This window comes from Actinoplanes regularis, from assembly GCF_900188005.1.
GTDB classification, from domain to species: Bacteria; Actinomycetota; Actinomycetes; order Mycobacteriales; family Micromonosporaceae; genus Actinoplanes; species Actinoplanes regularis.
On the sequence record NZ_FZNR01000033.1, the window covers coordinates 47,891 to 69,957 of the forward strand.

A 22,067-nucleotide genomic window follows, 5' to 3' on the forward strand; every position below is an offset into this window, starting at 1 on the left:
GGAAAAATGGACGCTCATTCATTATTGTTCGGGCATGCGGAATCAGACCAGCCGCTCGGCCGAGCACGTGGCGCTGTTCCGGGCGCTGGAGACGGCCCGGCGGCGACACCGGGTCTTCACCGATCCCTATGCGAAAGGGTTCCTGACCGGGACGCACCGCCTGGTCGCGGCCCTGGCCGCGCTGCCGGCCGCCGGCCGGCGGATCGAGGAGTACATCGACCGGCGCTGGCCGGGCGGGCCGCGCGCGTCCGCCGTCGCCCGCACCCGGCTGATCGACGATCTGGCCCTCGAGGCGCTGGCCCGGGGCGCCCGCCAGGTGATCCTGCTCGGCGCCGGGTATGACAGCCGGGCGTACCGCTTGCCCGGCATCGCCGCCGCCCGGGTCTTCGAGGTCGACCACCCGGCCACCCAGGCCACCAAGCGGCGCCTGGTCCGCGCCACCGTCCACCCGTCCCGCCGGGGCCACGTCCGGTTCGTGCCGGTCGATCTGGTCACCGGTGATCTCGCGGCGGCGCTGCGGACCGCGGGGTTCGCCGCGCTGGAGCCGACCGTGGTGATCTGGGAGGGCGTGACGAACTACCTGACCGCCGCCGCGGTCGACGCGACGATGCGGCTGATCGCGGCAAGCACGGCGAGCGGCAGCACGCTGATCTTCACGTACGTCGACCGGGCCGCCCTCGACGGCACCGGCGACTTCTCCGGCGTGACCGAGTGGCACGCCGCGGTCCGCCACGGCGGCGAGCCGTGGACGTTCGGCTTCGCCCCCGCCGAGCTGCCCGGATATGTCGCGGCGCGGGGCCTGCGGCTGGCCCTGGACCAGTCCGCGCGCGAGGCCGCCGACCGCTACCTGGAGCCCCTCGGCCGGCACGAGCCCGCCGCGAGCTTCTACCGCATCGCCCAGGCGGAGATCCTCTGAGATGCCCAAGGTCAGCGAGGCCTACCTGGAGGCGCGGCGGCGCCAGATCCTCGAGGCGGCGGCGCGGTGCTTCGCCCGCGACGGCTTTCACCGTACGTCCATGCAGGACGTCGTCCGCGAGTCGGGCGTCAGCGCCGGCCTGGTCTACCGGTACTTCACCGGCAAGGACGAGATGATCGCCGCGATCGTCGCCGACTGGCACGAGCAACGCCGGACGAGACTCGCCGAGGATCCGGCGGCGGCCTTCCTCGGCCTGCTCCGCTCGGTCGGCGACCCCACCGCCCGGGACGACGCCCGCCTCGGCGTCCAGGTCTGGGCCGAGGCGCTGCGCTCCCCCGAGATCCTCGCCCTGGTCAAGGCCGGCATCGACGGCCCGCGCGCCGCGGCCGCCACCGTCCTGAACGGTGACGACACCGCGGCCCGGGTCCTCGTCGCCATCTACCAGGGCCTGGTCCTGCAGACCGCCTGGGACGAGCCCGTCGACCACGACGCGTTCGCCCGCACCGTCGAGACGCTCCTGCCCCACCTGATCCGGATCAGGAAGTGACCCGCTCCCGGATGGCCTGACCCACCTCGGCGCGCAGGGCCGCGAACTCCGGGGAGCCGCGCAGCTCGTCGTCGGAGACACCGGTGCGGGGCAGGCCGATCGGCAGGTCCAGGGCGATCCGGCCGGGACGCGGCGTCAGGACCACGACCCGGCTCCCGAGGTACACCGCCTCGTCGACGCTGTGCGTGACGAAGACGCAGGTCCGGCCGGACGCGGCGCTGACCCGGCGGAGGTCGGCCTGCAACCGCTCCCGGGTCAGGGCGTCCAGCGCGGCGAACGGCTCGTCGAGCAGCAGGAGCGGGTTGTCGACGGCGAGCGCGCGGGCGATCGCCACCCGCTGCTGCTGACCGCCGGAGATCTGCCAGGTCCGCCGGTGCGCCACGTCGTCCAGCCCGACCTGGGCGAGCAGTTCGTCCACCCGGGCCGGGGTGGCCGGCTGGCCGGCGTAGCGCAACGCGAGGGCGATGTTGCCGCCGACCGTCTTCCACGGGAAGAGCCGTGGCTGCTGGAAGACCAGGCCGGCGCCCCGGCCGGGCACCGGGGCCACCCCGGCCGCGCGCACCGTGCCCCGGGTCGGCTGCTCGAACCCGGCGATCAGGCGCAGCAGCGTGCTCTTGCCGCACCCGGACGCCCCGACGAGCACCAGGAACTCACCGGACGGGACGGTCAGGTCGACCGGCCCGACGGCGGTGACGTCGCCGTAGGAGCGCGTCACCGCGTCGAGCACGACCGCGTCAGCTGAGGACACCGGGCAGTCCCTTGACATAGATCGCCTTGCGCACCGCGTCGAGCGACGGGACGGCGTCGATCTTCTGCTGGGACTTGAGGAACTCCGCGGCGCTGACCAGGTTCTCGGCGAGCTTGCCGACGTTGTTCTCGGTGCCCAGCCACTCGGCGGAGGAGATCTCCGCCGGCTTCAGGAAGACGCCCTGCTGGAGCTGCTTGAGCGCGTCGTCCGCGGAGAGGTTGAGCTCGGCGCCGACCGCCTTGGACGCGGCGGCCGGGTCGCCGGCGATGATCTCCAGGGCCTGCGCCTCGGCCTTGCGCCAGGCGTCGACCGCCTCCGGGTGGGCCGCGGCGAACGGGGTGGAGACCACGCCCAGGTCGAGCGTGGGCTTGCCGGCGGTGGCCAGCTGGCGACTGCTGATCAGCACCTTGCCGGTCTTCTTGAGCTCGTCGAGCGAGGGCAGCCAGCTGTAGGCCGCGTCCAGGTCACCGCGGGTCCAGGCGGCCTGGATGTCCTGCGGCTCCAGGTCGACGATGTTCACCTCGGACTCCTTCACCCCGGCCTTGTCGAGGGCGGCGAGCAGGCTGTAGTGCGCGGTGGACGCGAACGGCGTACCGACCTTCTTCCCGCGCAGCCCGGCGACGTCGGTGATCCCTGCGCCGTCGCGCGCCACGAGCGCCTCGTTGTCCCCGGCCACGTCCAGCACGAACGCCACCTGGTAGTCGATGTTCAGCGGCGCGGAGAGCCCGCGCGCCACCGGGCTGGACCCGATCGCGGCGATGTCGACGCTGTTGGCGACGAAGGCGGTGTTGACGCTGGCCCCGGAGTCGAACTTGGTCCAGGTGATCTTGTAGTCCGGCAACGCCTTCTCCAGCAGGCCCTGGTTCTTGACGATCAGGTCGCCGCTGGGGAACGCCTGGTAGGCGATCCGGATCGCCTTCTTGGAAGCATCGCCTCCCCCGCTGGCGGCGCCGTCACCACAGGCGGCGACGAGCAACAGGGAGAGCGCGGAAACGGCGACGAGCAGTCTCTTCATGGCGGATTTTCCTTAACTAATGCCGCGCCACGGGATCAGCCGCTCCTCGGCGATCCGCAGCAGGGCGTCGATGAGCAGGCCGGAGAGGCCGATGGCGAAGAGTCCGAGCACGACCACGTCGGTCTGGGAGTAGCGCTGGGCGTCGCGGATCATGCCGCCGATCCCGGGCACCCCGTTGATCGTCTCGGCAGCCACCACCGACGAGTAGGCGACGCCGACCGCCAGCCGGACCCCGGTGAAGATCTCCGGCAGCGCGCTGGGCAGCACCACGTCGCGGACCGTCTGCCAGCGCCCGGCGCCGAGCGCCCGCGCCGCCTCGACCAGGCCGGACGGCGCTCCGTGCACCGCGGCGGCGGTGGCGACCGCGACCGGTGGCAGCGCGGCGATCGAGAGCAGCCAGAGCTTCGGGGTCTCGTCGATGCCGAACCAGATGATGAAGAGGCTGAAGTAGGCCAGCGGGGGCAGCGCACGGACGAACGTGACCACCGGCTCGGCGATCACCCGCAGCCAGCCGATCGTGCCGAGCAGGACGCCGATCAGCAGGCCGCCGGCGACGCCGATGGCCGAGCCGATCACGATCCGCCGGAGGCTGACGCCGAGGTGCTCGATGAGCAGGTGGCCGCTGTAGCCGCGTACGCCGTCGTGGGTCGTCGAGGTCAGGATCAGCTGGCGCCAGACCGCACCGGGCGACGGGATGAAGGCCGGGTTGTTAAGCACCCGGGCCGCGACCTCCCAGAGCAGGCCCAACGCGATCAGCGCCAGCAGCCGGAGGGCGATGCGGCGGCGCAGGCCGCCGCCCGGCGCGAGCGCCGGCGCGGGCTTGGCGGTGCCCTCCGGCGCGGAGACCGGGGCAAGCAAGGTGGTCACGGAAAACTCCAGGCAGGGGTACGTGGCGATGCTCGCTATTCCTATCGCACCGATGGACATAGGGGCAATACTGTCGGCCGCAACTTTCTCGTAAAACATATTCGACCGATAGGACTTGTGGGTAAGTGGCGAGGGTGCCTACCGTCAGCGACGTGAGCGTCCTATCCCCACCGCGATCCACCGGAACAGCCGGCGAGGAGACCACCGTGGTCCCCGCCCGGCATCCCTGGCGCTGGGCCGGAACCGGCCTGGTGCTGGTCCTGCTCGCGCAGTTCGCGCACGGCCTGACCACCAACCCCGGCTGGGACTGGCCCACGTTCGCCGGCTACTTCCTCGAGGAGTCGGTGCTGCGGGCGTTGCTGCTGACCATCGAGCTGACCGTGGCCGGCGCACTGCTCGGCTTCCTCGGCGGCATCCCGCTCGCGGCGATGCGACTGTCCCGCAACCCGGTCCTGGCGGCGGTGAGCTGGACCTACATCTGGGTGTTCCGCTCCGTGCCGCTCCTGGTCCAGCTGCTGTTCTGGGCCAACCTCGGCTACCTCTACGACCGCCTCCAGATCGGCGTGCCGTTCGGGCCCGGCTGGTCGTTCAGCACGACGAGCCTGATCAGCTCCTTCGGCGCGGCCCTGCTCGGGCTCGCACTGCACGAGGCCGCGTTCGCCGGCGAGATCATCCGGTCCGGGTTGCTCAGCGTCGACCAGGGCCAGCACGAGGCGGCCGCCGCGCTCGGTCTGCCCCGGCGCCGGCAGTTCTTCCGGATCGTGCTGCCGCAGGCGATGCGGGCGATCCTGCCGAACGCGGCAAACCTGCTGGTCAACCTCTTGAAGAGCACGTCCATCGTGTACGTGCTGGCGATCGGCGAGCTGTTCTACCAGGTACAGGTGGTCTACGGCCGCAACGGGCGGGTCGTCCCGCTGCTGATGGTCGCCACCGTCTGGTACGTCATCCTCACCGCGCTCCTCTCCGTCCTGCAGTACTACGTGGAGCGGTACTTCGCCCGCGGCGCCCTGCGCACCCTGCCGCCCACCCCGTTCCAGCGACTGAGGGCGGCGATCCGCAGATGATCGAGCTGACCGGTGTGCACAAGTCCTTCGGCACCCTCGAGGTGCTGCGCGGCATCGACCTGACCGTGCGCCCCGGCACGGTCACCGTGATCCTCGGCCCGTCCGGCTCCGGCAAGTCCACCCTGCTGCGCTGCGTCAACCACCTGGAAAAGGTCGACCGCGGCCTGGTCCGCGTCGACGGCGAGCTGATCGGCTACCGCCGGAGCGGCAACCGGCTGCACGAACTCAGCGAGCGGCAGATCCTCCGGCAGCGCGCCCGGATCGGCTTCGTCTTCCAGAACTTCAACCTGTTCCCGCACCTCACGGCGGTCGAGAACGTCGCGGAGGCGCCCATCTCGGCGCTCCGGAAACCCAGGATCGAGACGTACGAACGAGCCCACGCCCTGCTCGCCCGGGTGGGCCTGGCCGACAAGGCCGACGCCTACCCCCGGCAACTCTCCGGCGGTCAGCAGCAGCGGGTCGCGATCGCCCGGGCCCTCGCTCTCGAACCCCGGCTCATCCTCTTCGACGAACCCACCTCCGCCCTCGACCCGGAACTGGTCGGTGAGGTGCTCGACGTGCTGCGGGACCTCGCCACGGCCGGCACCACGATGATCGTGGTGACGCACGAGATCGGCTTCGCCCGGGAGGCCGCCGACACCGTGATCTTCATGGACGAGGGCCGGATCGTCGAGCAGGGCCCGCCCGCGCAGGTGCTCGACCATCCCCGGCACGACCGGACCCAGGCGTTCCTCTCCAAAGTCCTGATCTGACGAAACAGGGAGACCCCGTGCGTACAAAATTGGCATTTGTCCTGTTCGCCGCGGCGGCGCTGAGCCTGACCGGCTGCGCCGCGCCGGACGAGAAACCGGCGGCCGCCGCGGCCGGGCCGTCCGGGGCGGCGGGCTCGGCGCTCAACCTCGGCCCCGAGCAGAACCGGATCGTCCCGGCCAAGGACGAGACGATCGCCGCCCTGGTCCCCGCCGACATCCGCGCGACCGGCAAGCTCACCATCGGCGTCGGCGCGGCCGGCTCGGGCTCGCCACCGCTGGCCTTCACCGCGACCGACAACAAGACGCTGATCGGCAACGAGCCGGACGTCGGCTACGCGGTCGCCGGCCTGCTCGGCCTCGAGCCGGTCATCGAGAACACCTCGTGGGAGAACCTCTTCATCGGCCTGGACAGCAGTAAGTACAACGTCGGCCTCTCCAACATCACCGTCACCGAGGAGCGCAAGCAGAGGTACGACTTCGCCACCTACCGCCTGGACAACCTGGCCTTCGTGGCGAAGAAGGAAAGCGGCTGGAAGGTGACCGGCCCGGCGGACGTGGCCGGGAAAAAGGTCGCGGTGAGCTCCGGCACGAACCAGGAGAAGATCCTGGTCGAATGGAGCAAGGAGGCCGAGAAGCAGGGCCTGAAGCCGGTCGACATCAAGTACTACCAGACCAACCAGGCCACCTACCTGGCGCTCGGCTCCGGCCAGATCGACCTCTACCTCGGGCCGAACCCGAGCGCCGCCTACCAGGTGTCGCTGAACGACAAGCTGGCGATCGTCGGCACCTACTCGGGCGCCGGAGCCTCCCTCCAGGGCAAGATCGCGCTGACCACGCAGAAGGGCAACGGGCTGGTGAAGGCGCTCGGCGCGGCGGTCGACAAGCTGATCGCCACCGGCGACTACACCAGGATCCTGCAGCGCTGGAGCCTGACCGGCGAGGCGGTGGAGAAGTCCGAGATCAACCCGCCGGGCCTGCCGATCGAGGGCAAGTGACCACCTCCCTCGGCTCCGACCGGGCGCTCGACAGCCCGGCCTGGCACTCCCTGCACGGTGAGCACGCCCGGTTCGCCCAGGTGCACGGCCGGGCGGCGCGGTACCACAGCGACGTGTCCCCGTTCCACGCGCTCGCCGACCCGGACGACCCGCGCTCCTGGGACGACCTGGCCGCCCTGGTCGCGCCGGTCGAACCGGTGGTGCTCGCCGGGTTCGGCGAGCGGCCGGGGCCCGGCTGGCAGGTGGCCCACAGCGGCGCCGGCGTCCAGCTCATCGACGTCGCGCTGCGAGCCGAGCCGGACCCGGAGGCGGTGGTGCTGACCGCGGAGGACGTGCCGGAGATCCTCGACCTGATCGGCCGCACCCAGCCCGGCCCGTACCTGCGGCGGACCATCGAGCTCGGCACCTACCTCGGCCTGCGCCATCGGGGCGACCTGATCGCGATGGCCGGGGAGCGGCTGCGCCCGCCCGGGTTCACCGAGATCAGCGCGGTCTGCACCGATCCGGCCCACCGCGGCCGGGGCCTGGCGACCCGGCTGATCCGGGCGGTCGCGGCCGGGATCCGGTCCCGGGGTGAGACGCCGTTCCTGCACACCGGGGCGGCCAACACCGGCGCGATCCGGCTCTACGAAAAACTCGGGTTCGAGCTGCGCAGGACCGTCGACTTCACGGCCTACCAGCGAGCATGAGCCCCGGTCACCCCAGGACGGGCAGCGTGCGTTCGGCCGTCAGGATCTGATCGCGGCCCGCGTGTTTGGCCCGGTACAACGCCTCGTCGGCGTGGCGCAGCAGGTCTTCGGGGCAGTCGGTCGCGGTCAGTTGCGCCACGCCGCCACTGAAGGTGACGTTCAGCGTGCCGAGGTGCGTGTCGACCGCCGTGGTGGCGCACTGCCGGCGCCACCGGTCGGCGCGCTCGGCCGCGGCCCGTGCGTCGACACCCGGCAGGACGACCACGAACTCCTCGCCGCCGTAACGGGCCACCAGGTCACCCTCCCGGACCGACCCGGTCAGCTGCCGGGCCAGGTCGACGAGCACCTGGTCGCCGACCGCGTGCCCGTACCGGTCGTTGACGGCCTTGAAGTGGTCCACATCGATCATCACGATCGACAGCGGCTCGCCGGCCGAGGCCGCGGCACGGACCCGCGCGTCCAGCGCCGTGGTCAGGTACCGCCGGTTGAACACCCCGGTGAGACCGTCTCGCACGGCCTGGTCGGTCAGTTCGGCACGCAGCCGCTCCAACTCGGTGACGTCCCGGACCACCACGACGCTGCCGGGGCAACTGCCGTCGGCCGCCTCGATCTGGACGACCCGGAAGTCGTACACGTCCCCCGAGGCACCGTGGATGGTGCTCTGCCCCGCGTCGACGACCATGGCGGAGAAATGCGGGTCGACGACGTCCTGCCACTGCTTGCCGATGACGGCCCCGCACGCCGGGTTCACGACGGCGAGCAGCTTGGCGGCCGCCGGGTTGACGTCGAGGAACCGGCCGTTCGGATCCAGCACCATCACGGCGTCACTGAGCGCCGAGATGACCTGCGCATAGGTGACCGGCACCGGCTCGGAGTTCACCCCGGAGCGGTCGGTCCACCACCACACGACCCCGGTGACCAGGAACAGCAACGGGGTCACATCGAGCCGCTGGATGTTCACGTGGAGAAAGACCGTCACCAGGTTGCCCGCCGTCGGCGCGACGCCACCGGCCAGGAACCACCAGTACACCCGCCGCTGGCCACGGACCGCCCGGCGCAGCGCCCGGACCACCAGCACCGCGCCGGCCGTCAGGAGGCCGTAGCAGTACAGGGTGTGCACCCAGTAGGCGGCGCTGGGGTACACGGTGATCCCGTAGTCGACGGCCGTGTCGACCTTGCTGTAGAAGGTGTGGTGCCACGGATCGGTGGCGAGGACGGCCATCAGCAGCACCGGCTGGATCAGCAGAAGCGCGGGCCGCAGCTTCCGGACTTCCGAGAGGAGCATGCTGCGCCAGAAGGAACCCGCGACAACCATTGCCACGCCGGGGAACATCGCATAATTGAAGATCAGCGCCAGTACGGGCGTCGGGGCCGCGAGGCAGCAGGCCTGAGCCAGCGACCATTCCGCCGCGCCGGCCATGATGAGACTCAGCGGAAGGGCCAGAGGCGTCTGGAGCCGCCGCCGATACGTCACCACCGCGTACAGCACGGCGATCAAGCCGGCTGCCGTGTACAGAACGACCAACGCAGTCCGCACTTTCCGCCTCCTTCCCGCCGTTGGCACCGGCAAAAATCGGAGCGCGGGAGGGCAAACTGAGCAGACCCCTTGACAATCACGGTGCGACCCAGGCGACATCCCGGGCGTACGGATCCCGTTGTCTTGCAACACTGGCGGCGCTGGCCCGCGGCTGGGCCTCGTCGCGAGTGGTCAAAGGAACAGGTTGAGGAGGGCGACGCCCATACCGAACACCGCCGTCGCCGCGGATCCGCAGGCGGTCAACGCCTGCAGCGAGCTACCGCCGCGGGACCGCCAGGTGTAATAGATCACGACCGCGCACAACGCCGAGGACAGCAGAATGACCAGCACCCAGGCGATCATCGGCGTGCCCTGGCGTGCGTCTCCCGGCTGCCTCTGCGATCCAGCAGGACCTGATCGATCAGCGGCTGGTATCTCGACCTCTCACTGGTGCTCCAGCGCAGATCCTCGAACGCTCGAGCGAGCCCGGCCTGCAGGTACGGGTTGGCGAGCCCGGAACCGAACCCGATGAGGATGGCCTGCGTGAAGACCTCCGCGGCGTCCGCGTTGCGCTGCACGATCGCCTTTCCCTGCGCGACGTGGAGGACCATCGCCTCGGGCAGCGGGACGTCGGGGAACGCCAGGCCCGCGGTGTCCTCCAGGCCGCCGCGCCGGCCGAGCCGCTTCCAGAGCAGCTTCGTGATCATCGGCTCGAACGCGTGGATGACCGGGTTCCCGGACGCCCGCAGGATCAATCCGTGGTACCGGGCGTCGGCCTCACCGAAGTCGCGCCAGTGCTGCGCGAAGCCGTCGGACTGCTCATAACCCAGGGTGAAGATCTTCCGGGCCAGGCCGATGATCGCGTCGTACTGCTGGGGCAGGATGCGGGCGGCCGCGGTTCGGGCCGCGGCCGTCTCGACGCCGATCCGGACCTCGTGGAGCATCTCGAGGGCGCCGAGTTCCTCGGCGTCCAGCAACCAGTCGTGCAGTTCGAGATCCAGGTAGTTCCAGTTCTCCCGCGGCTGGACGACGGCCCCGGTGCGCTGCCGGCTCCGGATCACGTTCTTTGCCGCCAGGGTACGGACCCCCGCCGTCGCGCTGTTCTTCGTGACCCCGAGAGCTTCGGCCACCTGTTCGACGGTGACCACCGCCCCGACGTCGAGGACGCCCAGGCCCTCGATCTCCTCCCCGGAGATGAGGGCGCCCACCAGGCGTCCGGCGACGCCCGCTGTGGATGGCCTGTCTTCGTTCACGAGCAAGCCCCTCTCTTCTGTCGCGTGCACTCCTCGCCAGGAGCGCCCTGCCCGGGAGCGGGCAGGGCTCGTCCTGAAAACGGCGTGACATCGACAGAAGTTGCGGGCAACCGCAGCGATTTTCCAAGATTTTATTGCGTTATAAATTACCGAGCGAGTCGAAAGTCGAGCCATCTCGGTAATAAGAGCCAGTTAATGCGGGTAATACACGGCCGACTGGGCTCAAAAAATCGCCGTCCGCTTCGAGTTGGTCGCGAAATGCTATCCCGCCCACTCCTTGGCGAGCAGTTCGAAGGAGCGGACCCGGTCGGCGTGCCGATGGGTGATCGTGGTGACCAGCAGTTCGTCGGCGCCGGTGACCCGGCGCAGCGTCTCCAGCTTCGCCACGACCGTGGCCGGGGAGCCGACGAACTGGGTCGCGACCCGGTCGGCGACGAGCGCGCGGTCGTGGTCGGTCCACTCGAACGCGGCGGCCTGCTCCTCGCTGGGGAACGGGACCGCGCCGAGCCCGGTGCGGATGCTGCGGACCCAGAGGGCGTACGGCGCGGCCAGCCGCCGCGCGGTCTCGTCGTCCTCGGCGACCACCACGTCGGCCGAGACCATCAGGTGTGGCTCGCTCAGCGTCGCCGACGGCACGAACGACTCCCGGTACGCCCGCGCCGCCTCCACCACCTTGGCCGGCGCGACGTGGTAGTTCGCGGCGAACGGCAGCCCCCGGGCGCCGGCCGTGCGCGCGCTCTCACCGCCGCTGCTGCCCAGCAGCCAGACCTGCAAATCGGCGCCGGCGCCGGGGACCGCGGTCACCTCGTTGCCCTTGCCGTCCGGGTACGGCCCGGCGAGCAGGCCGTCGATCTGGTCGAGGATCTCGTTGAGCGCGAGCGGTTCGGCGCCGGGCTGCGACAGCAGGCTGCTCACGAGCGCGGTCCGCTCGGAGGCGAAGATCGGTGCCCAGGAGAACGGCTTCGGGATCAGCAGCCCGTCGATGATCTGCTCCTCGGCGGGCTCCGCGGCCGAGGCGGCGGCACGCAGCGCCTCCTTCTTGGCCTGGCCGGAGCGGCCCAGCCCGAGGTCGAACCGGCCCGGGTAGAGCGCGTCGAGCAGCCCGAACTGCTCCACGATGGAGAGCGCCGTCTGATGGCCGGTCTGCACGGCGCCGGAGCCGAGCCGGATGTGCTCGGTGACCGCGGCGATCTGACCGAGCAGCAACGCCGGCTGCGCCGACGCGACCCCTGGGGTGAAGTGATGTTCGGCGACCCAGTACCGGTGGTAGCCGAACTGCTCGGCGCTGCGCGCCAGATCGAGGGTGCGGCGCAGGGCGTCGCCGACGTCGCCGCCCGCGACAAGCGGGGCGAGATCCAGGATCGAGAGGGGTACGGACATCGGCTCTACCGCCCTTTCAGCTGGCGTAGCACGGGTGCGACCTCGCCGGCGAACAGTTCGAGGCTGGCGCGCTGCTGTTTCTCGGTCAAGCCTTCGGTCTCCGCGGCCAGATGGGTGACCTCGTGACCGAACCGTTCGTGGTAGCGGTGCACCTTGTCGATGATCTGCTGTGGACTGCCGATCAGCGCGGAGCTGCGCTCGACGGCGTCCTCGATGGAGGAGAAGACCGGCTCGACGCCGACCTTGCGGAACTGGTCGACCCGGGCCTGCCAGATCGGCCGGTAGACGTCGAGCGCCTCCTGCGACGTACGCGTGACGTAGAAGCCGGCGCTGCCGGCCCCGATCCGGATCGCGGCCGGGTCATGGCCGTGGAACGCCCACCGTTCCCGATAGAAATCGATCAGTTCGGCGTACGGCTCGATCGGGTTGGTGACGTTCGCCGAGAACAGCGGGTCGCCGTAGCGCGCGGCCAGCTCGACCGAGGCCCTGCTGGTGGCGCTCCCGTGCCAGACGGTGATCGGCTGCTGCAGCGGCCGAGGCCAGGTCTCGGCGTCGATCAGCGCCGGCCGGAACTTCCCGGACCAGGTCACCTTGGGTTCGCGCCAGAGCCGGCGGAACAACTCGTAGCTCTCCCGCTGCCGCTCCCACTGGTCCTCGACGGTCACGTGGAACAGCTGCGCCTGGGCGGCCCCGTTGCCCTTGCCGACGATCAGTTCGAGGCGGCCGCCGGAGAGGTTGTCGAGGGTGCTGTAGTCCTCGAAGGCGCGCACCGGGTCGAGCAGGCTGAGCGTGGTCACGCCGGTCCAGAGCCGGATCGTCGAGGTCTTCGCGGCGATGTGGCTGAGCACGACGGGCGGGGCCGAGGAGAGGAACGGCCGCTCGTGCCGCTCCCCCACGGCGAATCCGTCGAAGCCGAGCTCTTCGCCGAGCACGGCACTGTCGACGACCTCGCGCAGGCGGGCGGCCGGGCTCTTGCCGTGGTCGAAGTGCGTGATCAGGCTGAGCAGCAGGAATCTCATGCCAGGCCCAGGTTCCCGCGCAGGGTGTCCGCCTGGTACTCGGTCCGGAACACGCCGCGCTCCTGCAGCAGCGGCACCACCTGGTCGACGAAGTCGTCGAGGCCGGTCGGGGTCAGGTGCGAGACCAGGATGAAGCCGTCGCAGGCGTCGGTCTGCACGTACTCGTTCAGCAGCGAGGCGACCCGGTCCGGGGTGCCGATGAAGTTCTGCCGCCCGGTCACCTCGATGATCAGGTCCCGGATCGACAGGTTCTTCTGCTCGGCCCTCGCACGCCACTCGTTCGCGGTCTTCAGCCGGTCCGGGTACATGCCGGCCCGGCCCTTGATGATCGTGTCGTCCTCGTCGACCAGCGGGTCGATCTCCGGGAGCGGCCCCTCCGGGTCGTAGGCCGACAGGTCCCGGTTCCAGAGCTGCTCCAGCAGCAGGATCGCGGTCTGCGGGCTGACCTGCTGGCGACGGATGTGCTGCGCCTTCTCCTGCGCGTCGGCGTCGCTGTCGCCGAGGACGTAGGACACCCCCGGGATGATCTTCAAACTGTCACGGGTCCGGCCGTACCGGGCGAGCCGGTCCTTGACGTCGCGGTAGAACTCCTGGGCGTCGGCGAGCTGATGGTGCCGGGAGAAGATCGCGTCGGAGTGCTCGGCGGCCAGTTCGCGGCCGCCGTCGGAGTCGCCGGCCTGCAGGATCACCGGGTGGCCCTGCGGGCTGCGCGGCACCCCGAACCGGCCCTCGATGTCGAACTGCGAACTGCGGATGTGGAAGTCACCGCCGTCGGTGTCCCACAGCGTGCGGGCCGCCTTGATGAACTCGCCCGCCCGTACGTACCGGTCGGCGTGGTCGAGGAAGCCGCCGCGGCGGAAGTTCTCGCCGAAGAACGCACCAGGCGAGGTGACCACGTTCCACGCGGCCCGGCCGCCGGAGAGGTGGTCCAGGGTGGCCAGTTGCCGGGCCAGCTCGTACGGCTCGTGGTACGTGGCGTTCAACGTCCCGGCCAGCCCGAGGTGCTCGGTCACCGCGGCCAGGGCGGCGAGCACGGTCAGGGTGTCCGGGCGGCCGACCACGTCCAGGTCGTGGATCAGGCCGCGCTGTTCCCGCAGGCGCAGCCCCTCGGCCAGGAAGAAGAAGTCGAACTTGCCGCGCTCGGCGGTGCGGGCCAGGTGCTCGAACGACGCGAAGTCGATCTGGCTGCCGGAGCGTGGGTCGCTCCACACGGTCGTGTTGTTCACGCCGGGGAAGTGGGCGGCGAGGATGATCTGCTTAGGCACGTGCGGCCTCCTGGTATCGGTTGACCGCCGCCGGCAGGCCGAGGCGCTCACGCAGGGTGGTGGCGGACGAGGGCTCGAACAGGCCGCGCCGGCGCAGCTCGGGCAGGAGGTCGCGGGTGATCGTGGTCAGGTCGGCGGGGCTGCCGGGGCGCAGCCGGAAGCCGGCGATCCCGGACGGCTGCCAGCCGGCGACCAGGTCGGCGAGCTGCGCGGGCGTACCGGCGAAGACCGCGGCGTCGGAGGTGGTCGCGGCCCGCCGCCGGATCGCGGTCTCCTGGTCCGCGTCGAGGTACACCATCAGGTCGGCGAAGACCTTCTTCGCCGCCGGGAGCTGCCGGACGATCTTCGCGGCACTGTCCACGTCGGCCGGGGTCACGAAGTAGACGTCGACGTCGAGGCGCTCCCGGGCCTGCGGCTGATGGGTCAGCGCGGCGATCACCGGCTGTCCCTGCGGCGGCCGCGGCACGATCGACGGCCCCTTGACCGAGAAGTACGCACCGGCGAAGTCGATGTAGTGCAGCCGGTCCCGGTCGATGAACCGGCCGGTGGCGACGTCCTTGATGATCGCGTCGTCCTGCCAGCTGTCCCAGAGCCGCCGCACCACCTCGACCGCGTCGGACGCCTCGGCGAACAGTTCGTCGAAGTCGAGCGGTGCCCGCCGCCCGAGCAGCCGCGCCTCGGCCGGGTCGGCGGAGACCCGCACCTGCCAACCGGCCCGCCCCCGGCTGACATGGTCGAGCGTGGCCAGCGCGGTGGACAGGTGGAACGGCTCGGTGTGGGTGGTCGTCGCGACCGGAACGAGCCCGACATGTCGCGTCAGCGGCGCGACGCGCGAGGCGACCAGCACCGCGTCCGGCCCGGACCTGCCGAACGAGTCGTCGAAGGTCAGGAAGTCCAGCCGCGCCTCGTCGGCCTGACGCGCGGCGGAGATCCAGTCGGCGGCCTCGAACGAGGCACCGTTCAAAGCGATCGCGAACCGTAAGGTCATGCGGATACCTCCAATGTGGGTACGGCGGCCAGCAGCCGGCGGGTGTACTCGTGGCCGGGCCGGTCGAAGACGGCCTGCACCGGCCCCTGCTCCACCACCCGGCCGTCATGCAGGACCAGCACCCGGTCGGCCAGGTCACGGATCACGCCGAGGTCGTGCGAGATGAACAGCAGCGCGGTCCCGTCGCTCTCCCGGATCCCGGCGAGCAGGTCGAGCACTTGCGCCTGCACCGAGACGTCCAGCGCGGACACCGGCTCGTCGCAGATGATCAGGCTCGGTCGCGGGGCGATGGCACGGGCGATCGCGACCCGCTGCCGCTGCCCGCCGGACAGCTGCCGCGGGTACCGGTCGAGCACGTCCCCGTCGAGTCCGACCCGCTCCAGCAACGGCGCCACCGCCGTACCGCGCGGCAGGGCCTCGGCGACGATGCGGCGCACGGTCCAGCGCGGATCGAACGCCGACAGCGGGTCCTGCGCGATGAACTGCAGCCGCCGGCGCAGCGGCCGCCGGGCCCGTTCGGGCACCCCGCTGAACCGCCGCCCCTCGAACCGGACCTGCCCTGAGGTCGGTTCGACCAGCCCGAAGAGCAGTTGGGCGACGGTGGTCTTGCCGGAGCCGGACTCGCCGACCAGGCCGACGATCTCGCCGCGCCGGACTGTGACGTCCACGTCCCGGACCACGGCCCGGTCGCCGTAGACCTTGCGCAGGGCGGTCGCCTCCGCGACCACCGGGCCGGGTTCTGCGGTGCTCACCCGCCTACGACCGCTCCCGGCCGCGATCAACTGCCTGGTGTACGGATGATCAGCCCCGGACAGCAGTGCCCGGGTCGTGGCGGACTCGACGATCCGGCCGTCCTTCATCACCAGCACCCGGTCGGCGAGCCGGGCCACCACGGCCAGGTCGTGGCTGATCAGCAGCAGGGTCTCGCCGGCCGCGCGCCGCTCGGCGAGCAGGGTGAGGATCTGGGCCTGGACGGTGGCGTCCAGGGCGGTGGTCGGCTCGTCGGCGATCAGCAGTCGCGGGCCGCCGGCCAGGGCGGAGGCGATCAGGGCGCGCTGGCGCAGGCCGCCGGAGAGCTGGTGCGGGTACTGGCCGGCGCGGCGCTCCGGCTCCGGGACGTGGACCTCTTCGAGGAGGCGGTGGGCCTGTTCCGTACGGGCGGATCGGGGGCCTCGGCCGTGGACCCGCAGGACCTCGCTGATCTCCGCGCCCACCGTGCGCAGCGGGTCGAGCGAGACCAGCGCGTCCTGGAGCACCAGCCCGGCGAATCCGCCGCGGAAACGGCGCCAGTCGCGCGGCGCGAAGCGGCGCGCGTCCTGACCGTCGACCTCCAGCCGGGTGGCATCGACCCGGGCGCCCGGGCCCGCCAGGCCGACCAGGGCGCGGGCGGTGACGCTCTTGCCCGAGCCGGACTCGCCGACGATCGCGACGCACTCCCCCGGCTCGATCTCGAAGCTCACGCCCCGGACCGCCTCGACCGTGCGACGCGGCAGGTGAAAGGTGACCCGCAGATCCTCGACCCGAACAAGAGCGGACTCGGTCATGCCGTCACCTCCGCTGCGCTCCGGCGCCGACATGACTTGATGACTGAGCCGGCTGATTCGCTCGCAAGCTCGCTCATGCCGTCACCTCCGCTGCGCTCCGGCGCCGACATGACTTGATGACTGAGCCAACCGATTCGCTCGCAAGCTCGCTCATGCGATCTCCCGGCCCTCGAAACGGCGCTGGCAGAAGCGGCCGACGACGGTGAGGGAGATGATCGTGGCGGTGACCACGAGACCCGGCAGGACCGAGGCCCACCAGGCGATGTGCAGGTAACCACGACCTTCGGAGATCATCGCGCCCCATTCGGGTGAGGGTGGCTGCGGGCCCAGGCCGAGGAAGCTCAACCCCGCGGCGAGCAGGATCGCCTCGCTCAACCCGATCACCGCGAGGACCGGGACCGGACCGAGGACGTTGGGCAGCACGTGCCGCAGCACCAGGCGGGACCGGGCCGCCCCGAACGCGACCGCGTGCGTGACGTACGCGGCGCGCCGCACCACGAACGTCTGCGCCCGCACCACCCGGGCGAAGTGCGGAATCAGCGCCACCCCGATCGCCACGATCAGGCTGGTGGTGCCGGGCCCGGCGATCGCGATGAACAGCAGTGCGAGCAGGACCAGCGGAAACGCGGAGAGCGCGTCGACCGACCGGCTCAGTGCCTCGTCGGCGATCCGGTGGCTGAGCCCGGCGATCAGCCCGATCAGGATGCCGGAGCCGACCGCGATCAGGGTCGCGGCGACGCCGATCGACAGCGAGTGCCGGGCGCCGTGCACCACCCGGGCGAAGACGTCCCGGCCGAGTTGGTCGGTGCCGAACCAGTGCCGCCCGGACGGGCCTTCGAGGACGTGCAGCGGGTCGGCCGCGAGCGGGTCGCCGGCGAACAGCGACGGCCCGATCGCCGCGGTCAGGGCCACTGCCAGGAACAGCGTGGCCGCGGCCACGCCGGGGCGCGGCACGCGCAGGTTCAGGCGGGCGGTTCCGGGCCGGGTGAGAGCGATCGTCATCGCTCAGCTCCTTCGCAGCCGGGGGTCGATGAGCAGGTAGGCCAGATCGGTGACGGTGTTGATCACGACGAACACGGCGGCGGCGAGGATCACGACGGCGAGCACCACCGGCAGGTCGCTGGAGCTCACGGCCTGCACGGTGACCTGGCCCAGGCCGGGCCGCCCGAAGACCTGCTCGATGATCACGGTGCCGCCGATCAGGACGCCGAACGACCAGCCGAGCATGGTCACCGCCGGCAGCAGAGCGTGCTTGAGCGCGTGCCGGACCAGCACCGAGCGCTCACGCAGGCCACGCGATCGGGCGGTGACCGCGAACGGCTCCTCCAGCGCGCGGTCCAGCCCGTCGCGCAGCACCTGGGCCAGCGTGCCGGCGATCGGCAGGCCCATCGTGATCGCCGGCAGCACCAGGGCCGCGGCGCCCCGGTCACCGGAGACCGGGAACCAGCCCAACCGGAACGAGAAGACGCTGAGCAGCACGATGCCGATCAAGAATGGCGGGGTGGAGACCAGGACAAGTTCGGTGGTCGAGCTGAGCCGCCGCACCCAGGGACGCCGGGCGACCAGGGCCAGCACCAGGGCGAGCAGGATGCCGAACCCGGCCGCGGTGGCGGCCAGCTTCAGGGTGGGTGCGAGCTGGCCGCCGATCACCTCGGCCACCGGCCGTTGCAGCAGGTACGACCGGCCCAGGTCACCGTGCACCGCGCGCCAGAGGAAGTCGGCGTACTGCACCACGGCCGGACGGTCGAGGTGCCACTCCTGGATGATCTGCGCCCGGATCAGCGGGGTATCGGCCCCGTCGCCGATGATCGCGTCGACGGTGTCGCCCGGCGCGGCGAGCAGCGCCAGGTAGGCGGCGGTCGCGGCGGCCCAGAGGACCAGCACGCCCGCACCCACCCGGCGCAGGATCGGCCTGATCACTTGCTCAGCCAGAGGTTGTAGGCGCTGCCCGGAACCCCGGCGGTCGGCTCGAACGCGACGCCCCCGACGGTCTTCGACGCGGCGATCTGATCCTGCGGGGCGTAGAGCGGCAGCACCAGGGCCTGCTCGGTGACGACCAGCTGCTGCAGCCGCTGGTAGATCCGGGCGCGCTCGGCCCGATCGGTGGTGGCGACCGCGTCGTCGAGCAGCTTGTCCAGCTCGGGGCTCTTGTAGCCGGTCCGGTTGATCGCGCCGGTCGAGTAGAGCAGCAGGTTCAGGGCGGCGCCGGCGTCGGTGTCGGCCCGGGAGTTGTCGAACAGCTCGTACTCGCCGTCGGTGAGCGCCTTGGTCGCGGTGCCCTGGTCGACCAGCTGGACCTGCACGTCGATGCCGGCGCTCTGCTTGACTGCGGCCTGGACGGCCTGGGCGAGGACGTCGCGGCGGTCGCGGACGAACGGGGCGGACTGCACCAGGCGTACGGTCAGTCGCTTGCCGTTCTTGGTCCGGAAACCCTCGGCGTCCTTCGTCGCCCAGCCCGCCTGGTCGAGCAGCTGGTTCGCCTTCGCCGCGTTTCCGCTGTAGCCGCCCTCCAGGCTCTTGTCGTAAAACGGGCTGGTCGGCCCGATCACGCTCCAGGCGCGGGTGGCGGTGCTGCGATAGACGCCGTTGAGCACCGCCGGCACGTCGAGCGCCTCGCGGAACGCCTGCCGGACCAGCACGTCGTCGAAGGGCGCGTGGGCGGTGTTGAAGTAGTACGAGTATGCGGAGCCCGAGTTGAGCCCCCGCGCCAGGCTGAAGTCCCGGCCCGCGGTGACCAGCGACTCGTCGGTCGCGGGCACCCCTTCGATCACCTGCACCTGGCCCGAGGTGAGCGCGCCGACCCGTACCGACGACTCCTTGAGGAACCGGTAGGTGATCTCGTTAAGGTACGCCGGGCCGGTGTGCCCGGCGTTGGCCGGCGCCCAGTCGTAGGCCGGGTTCTTCGTGAAGTGCACCTCCTGGCCGGGGGTGTAGCGGTCCAGGACGAACGGGCCGGTGCCGGCCAGTTCGGGCCCGCCGGCCTTGAGGTTCTTCGCCTCCTTCAGCGACTTCGGCGACACCTGGGCCCCCTGCGGGGAGGAGACGAAGTCGAGGATCAGCACGTCCGGCTTCTTCAGGTGCAGGACCACTGTGGAGTCGTCCTTGACCTCGACGGTGTCCAGGTTCTTCAGCTGGACGCCGGCGACGGTGGGCGCGTAGTTCGGGGTGAGCAGCTGATCGATGTTCGCCTTGACCGCGGCGGCGTCGAACCTGCCGCCGTCGGAGAAGGTGACGCCGGTGCGCAGCTTGAAGGTGTACGCCTTGCCGTCCGGTGAGACCTCGTAGCCGGTGGCCAGCCAGGGCAGGTAGCCGCCCTGGTCGTCGTGGGTGAGCAGGGCCTCGAAGGTGTTCCAGACCAGCAGGCGGGCCTTGGCCTGCGCGTACTGGTGCGGGTTGAAGGTGATCGGTTCGGTCTCGACGGCCCAGGTCAGCGAGCCGCCGCTGACCGGCGCGCCGGCGTCGGCGGTGCTGCCCGACGATCCGTCCGAGCAGCCGGCGACGACGAGCAGGGTGGCGGCGAGAAGGCTGGCGAAAGTGGTACGAAAGCGGCGCATGGACGACCTCCTGTCTCTATTTCCTATAGGTTCCATAGGAGATTGGCAAGAGGCTATGACGTCCGCGACAGTTACTCCCGGATCACTCCCTGTTTCGTGTGGTTATGCCGGGGTTGAGCCCCGAGCGGGACCGGCGACTTGACCACGCGGCTGAACCATCCGCGACGACCTTCCGTTCCCCCTGTCGTGCAACCGACTGACCTTGCCGACGAGCAGAACCCGGACCCTGCCGACCAGCAGACCCCGGGCGACGAGCCGGAGCCCGTGGCGGCGACTCCGGCCGAGACCGGGAACGACCAGTCCGGACGCGTACGACGGCTCCTCCAGCACCCACGGATCAGCCGCGGCCTGACCGTCCTCGCCTGTTTGATCATCTTCGGTGAGCTGCTCTTCCCGAACATCCTGCGCCGGATCGCCCTGGGCAGCTTCACCCGGATCCCGATCGAGGCCGCCGTCGGCATCGCCGTCCTGATCCTCCTGCCACGGCGCCCGCGGCGCGTCACGGCCGCCGTCCTCGGGGTCGTACTCGGCCTGCTGGTCCTGGAGAAGTGCCTGGACATGGGCTTCTTCCACGTCCTCGCCCGGCCGTTCGACCCGGTGCTGGACTGGGTGCTCTTCGACGACGCCTTCGACTACGTGCACGAGTCGTACGGCGCGACCGGCTCCGCCGGAGCACTCGCCGTGATCGCCCTGCTGGTCGGCACCGTGCTCGGCGTGACCATCTGGGCGCTCCTGCGCGTCACCACGCTGCTGGGCACGGACCGGCGCCGCTCCGCGTTCACCGCCGGCGGCATCGCGGTCGCCTGGACCCTCGCCCTGGTCCTCGGCATCCCCTCGCTGCTGCCCGGCGTGCCGGTCGCGGCCCGCACCACGGCCAGCTACGCCGCCGACCGCCTCCGGCAGGCCCGCGACGGGGTCCGGAACGAGGCCGCCTTCGCCAAGGAAGTCCAGATCGACGCGTTCAAGAACGTCCCCGCCGACCAGCTGCTGACCGGGCTGACCGGCAAGGACGTCATGCTCACCTTCGTCGAGAGCTACGGCCGCAACGCGGTCGAGGAGCCCAGCCTGGCCGCCGGTGTCGACCCGATCCTCGACGCCGGCAGCGCCAAGCTGAAGGCCGCCGGATTCAGCTCCCGCAGCGGCTGGCTCACCTCCCCCACCTTCGGCGGCGGTAGCTGGCTGGCCCACTCCACCACCATGTCCGGGCTGTGGATCAACAACCAGGGCCGGTACCGGAACCTCACCGCCAGCGACCGGCTCACCCTGCCCAGCCTGTTCCGGTCGGCCGGCTGGGACACCGTCAGCGTCATGCCGGGCGCCACCCGGGCCTGGCCGGAGGGCAACTTCTACGGCTTCGACCGGATCTGGGACTCCCGCAACCTCGGCTACACCGGCCCCAAGTTCAGCTGGGCGCCGATGCCCGACCAGTACACGCTGAAGCAGTTCAACGAGGTCGAGTACAGCAAGACCGGCCGCAAGCCGCTCTTCGTCGAGATGCCGCTGGTCTCCAGCCACACGCCGTGGGCGCCGATCCCCGAGTTCCTGGACTGGGACAAGGTCGGCGACGGCTCCGCCTACAACGCCGTCATCGCCGCCCAGCCCACCAAGGCGGAGATCTGGACCGCCGCCTCCACGGTCCGCAAGCAGTACGGCAAGGCGGTCGAGTACACGATGACGACCCTGATCGACTGGATCGCCGAGTACGGCAACGACAACCTGGTGATGATCTTCCTCGGCGACCACCAGCCGTCCCCGGTGGTGACCGGCGACAACGCCAGCCACGACGTGCCGATCACGATCGTCGCCAAGGACCCGGCCGTCCTCGACCGGATCGCCAACTGGGGCTGGACCGACGGCGTCAAGCCGGCCGCGGACGCGCCGGTGTGGCCGATGAACGCGTTCCGGGACAAGTTCCTCACCGCTATGGGGCCGGGCGGCACCAACCACTGAAAGAA

General features: G+C 70.9%; 21 protein-coding genes. 7 read left to right on the forward strand and 14 right to left on the reverse strand.

Annotation, left to right across the window (positions count from 1 at the left end; all coding sequences use genetic code 11):
• The first annotated feature begins 34 nt into the window (after positions 1-34).
• Together CHC09_RS42005 and CHC09_RS42010 are read left to right on the forward strand one after the other, a co-directional pair.
• On the forward strand, positions 35-916 hold the full coding sequence (locus CHC09_RS42005) for a class I SAM-dependent methyltransferase (protein WP_089298853.1): 882 nt from the start codon (positions 35-37) through the stop codon (positions 914-916).
• Between the two features lies 1 nt (position 917).
• Entirely contained in the window at positions 918-1,463 is a 546-nt protein-coding gene (locus tag CHC09_RS42010; RefSeq protein WP_089298854.1) for a TetR/AcrR family transcriptional regulator, read from the forward strand.
• On the opposite strand, the gene CHC09_RS42015 is transcribed toward CHC09_RS42010, so the two are convergent.
• The 3 genes from CHC09_RS42015 to CHC09_RS42025 are packed head-to-tail and all read right to left on the reverse strand — an operon-like array spanning position 1,453 to position 4,093.
• Positions 1,453-2,211 (reverse strand): ABC transporter ATP-binding protein, encoded by a 759-nt coding sequence (locus tag CHC09_RS42015; protein ID WP_089298855.1) that lies wholly within the window; start codon positions 2,209-2,211, stop codon positions 1,453-1,455. The two genes, CHC09_RS42010 and CHC09_RS42015, sit on opposite strands and share 11 nt — an antisense overlap.
• Complete coding sequence (locus tag CHC09_RS42020; RefSeq protein WP_089298856.1) at positions 2,198-3,226, reverse strand: taurine ABC transporter substrate-binding protein; 1,029 nt, start codon at positions 3,224-3,226, stop codon at positions 2,198-2,200. Before CHC09_RS42020 ends, CHC09_RS42015 begins: the two co-directional genes overlap by 14 nt.
• A 12-nt stretch (positions 3,227-3,238) precedes the next feature.
• The gene (locus CHC09_RS42025; protein WP_239138864.1) at positions 3,239-4,093 is read right to left on the reverse strand and encodes an ABC transporter permease; all 855 of its coding nucleotides are present in this window, start codon (positions 4,091-4,093) and stop codon (positions 3,239-3,241) included.
• Positions 4,094-4,245: 152 nt separating this feature from the next.
• Here CHC09_RS42025 and CHC09_RS42030 point away from each other — a divergent pair, with 152 nt between their 5' ends.
• From CHC09_RS42030 to CHC09_RS42045, 4 genes are read left to right on the forward strand one after another with little or no spacing between them, the layout of a single operon-like run.
• Entirely contained in the window at positions 4,246-5,157 is a 912-nt protein-coding gene (locus CHC09_RS42030) for an amino acid ABC transporter permease (RefSeq protein ID WP_089298880.1), read from the forward strand.
• The gene (locus CHC09_RS42035) at positions 5,154-5,909 is read left to right on the forward strand and encodes an amino acid ABC transporter ATP-binding protein (RefSeq protein ID WP_089298857.1); all 756 of its coding nucleotides are present in this window, start codon (positions 5,154-5,156) and stop codon (positions 5,907-5,909) included. Before CHC09_RS42030 ends, CHC09_RS42035 begins: the two co-directional genes overlap by 4 nt.
• A 17-nt stretch (positions 5,910-5,926) precedes the next feature.
• Positions 5,927-6,904, forward strand: a complete 978-nt coding sequence (locus CHC09_RS42040; protein WP_089298858.1) for an ABC transporter substrate-binding protein — start codon at positions 5,927-5,929, stop codon at positions 6,902-6,904.
• Positions 6,901-7,593 carry a GNAT family N-acetyltransferase gene (locus tag CHC09_RS42045; protein ID WP_089298859.1) on the forward strand — a complete coding sequence of 231 codons (693 nt, stop codon included), beginning with the start codon at positions 6,901-6,903 and terminating at the stop codon, positions 7,591-7,593. The genes CHC09_RS42040 and CHC09_RS42045 overlap by 4 nt, the downstream gene beginning before the upstream one ends.
• Positions 7,594-7,600: 7 nt before the next feature.
• On the opposite strand, the gene CHC09_RS42050 is transcribed toward CHC09_RS42045, so the two are convergent.
• From CHC09_RS42050 to CHC09_RS42095, 11 genes are all read right to left on the reverse strand, one after another.
• On the reverse strand, positions 7,601-9,130 hold the full coding sequence (locus CHC09_RS42050) for a histidine kinase N-terminal 7TM domain-containing diguanylate cyclase (protein ID WP_179277518.1): 1,530 nt from the start codon (positions 9,128-9,130) through the stop codon (positions 7,601-7,603).
• A 171-nt stretch (positions 9,131-9,301) separates the two neighbouring features.
• Positions 9,302-9,460, reverse strand: coding sequence for a hypothetical protein (locus tag CHC09_RS46965; RefSeq protein ID WP_179277519.1), 159 nt, complete (start codon positions 9,458-9,460; stop codon positions 9,302-9,304).
• An 8-nt stretch (positions 9,461-9,468) separates the two neighbouring features.
• The gene (locus CHC09_RS42055; RefSeq protein WP_179277520.1) at positions 9,469-10,362 is read right to left on the reverse strand and encodes a FadR/GntR family transcriptional regulator; all 894 of its coding nucleotides are present in this window, start codon (positions 10,360-10,362) and stop codon (positions 9,469-9,471) included.
• Positions 10,363-10,623: 261 nt separating this feature from the next.
• Positions 10,624-11,742, reverse strand: a complete 1,119-nt coding sequence (locus CHC09_RS42060) for an LLM class flavin-dependent oxidoreductase (protein ID WP_089298862.1) — start codon at positions 11,740-11,742, stop codon at positions 10,624-10,626.
• A gap of 5 nt (positions 11,743-11,747) precedes the next feature.
• Positions 11,748-12,761 carry an LLM class flavin-dependent oxidoreductase gene (locus CHC09_RS42065; protein ID WP_089298863.1) on the reverse strand — a complete coding sequence of 338 codons (1,014 nt, stop codon included), beginning with the start codon at positions 12,759-12,761 and terminating at the stop codon, positions 11,748-11,750.
• Positions 12,758-14,026 (reverse strand): LLM class flavin-dependent oxidoreductase, encoded by a 1,269-nt coding sequence (locus CHC09_RS42070; RefSeq protein WP_089298864.1) that lies wholly within the window; start codon positions 14,024-14,026, stop codon positions 12,758-12,760. Before CHC09_RS42070 ends, CHC09_RS42065 begins: the two co-directional genes overlap by 4 nt.
• Complete coding sequence (locus tag CHC09_RS42075; RefSeq protein WP_089298865.1) at positions 14,019-15,014, reverse strand: LLM class flavin-dependent oxidoreductase; 996 nt, start codon at positions 15,012-15,014, stop codon at positions 14,019-14,021. Before CHC09_RS42075 ends, CHC09_RS42070 begins: the two co-directional genes overlap by 8 nt.
• Complete coding sequence (gene nikE / locus CHC09_RS42080; protein WP_089298881.1) at positions 15,011-16,558, reverse strand: nickel ABC transporter ATP-binding protein NikE; 1,548 nt, start codon at positions 16,556-16,558, stop codon at positions 15,011-15,013. The genes CHC09_RS42075 and nikE overlap by 4 nt, the downstream gene beginning before the upstream one ends.
• A 150-nt stretch (positions 16,559-16,708) precedes the next feature.
• Entirely contained in the window at positions 16,709-17,560 is an 852-nt protein-coding gene (locus CHC09_RS42085) for an ABC transporter permease (RefSeq protein ID WP_089298866.1), read from the reverse strand.
• Positions 17,561-17,563: 3 nt separating this feature from the next.
• The gene (locus CHC09_RS42090; RefSeq protein ID WP_089298867.1) at positions 17,564-18,478 is read right to left on the reverse strand and encodes an ABC transporter permease; all 915 of its coding nucleotides are present in this window, start codon (positions 18,476-18,478) and stop codon (positions 17,564-17,566) included.
• Positions 18,475-20,112 carry an ABC transporter substrate-binding protein gene (locus CHC09_RS42095; RefSeq protein ID WP_089298868.1) on the reverse strand — a complete coding sequence of 546 codons (1,638 nt, stop codon included), beginning with the start codon at positions 20,110-20,112 and terminating at the stop codon, positions 18,475-18,477. Before CHC09_RS42095 ends, CHC09_RS42090 begins: the two co-directional genes overlap by 4 nt.
• Positions 20,113-20,298: 186 nt before the next feature.
• Here CHC09_RS42095 and CHC09_RS42100 point away from each other — a divergent pair, with 186 nt between their 5' ends.
• Positions 20,299-22,062, forward strand: coding sequence for a sulfatase-like hydrolase/transferase (locus CHC09_RS42100; RefSeq protein ID WP_239138863.1), 1,764 nt, complete (start codon positions 20,299-20,301; stop codon positions 22,060-22,062).
• The last annotated feature ends 5 nt before the right edge of the window (positions 22,063-22,067 follow it).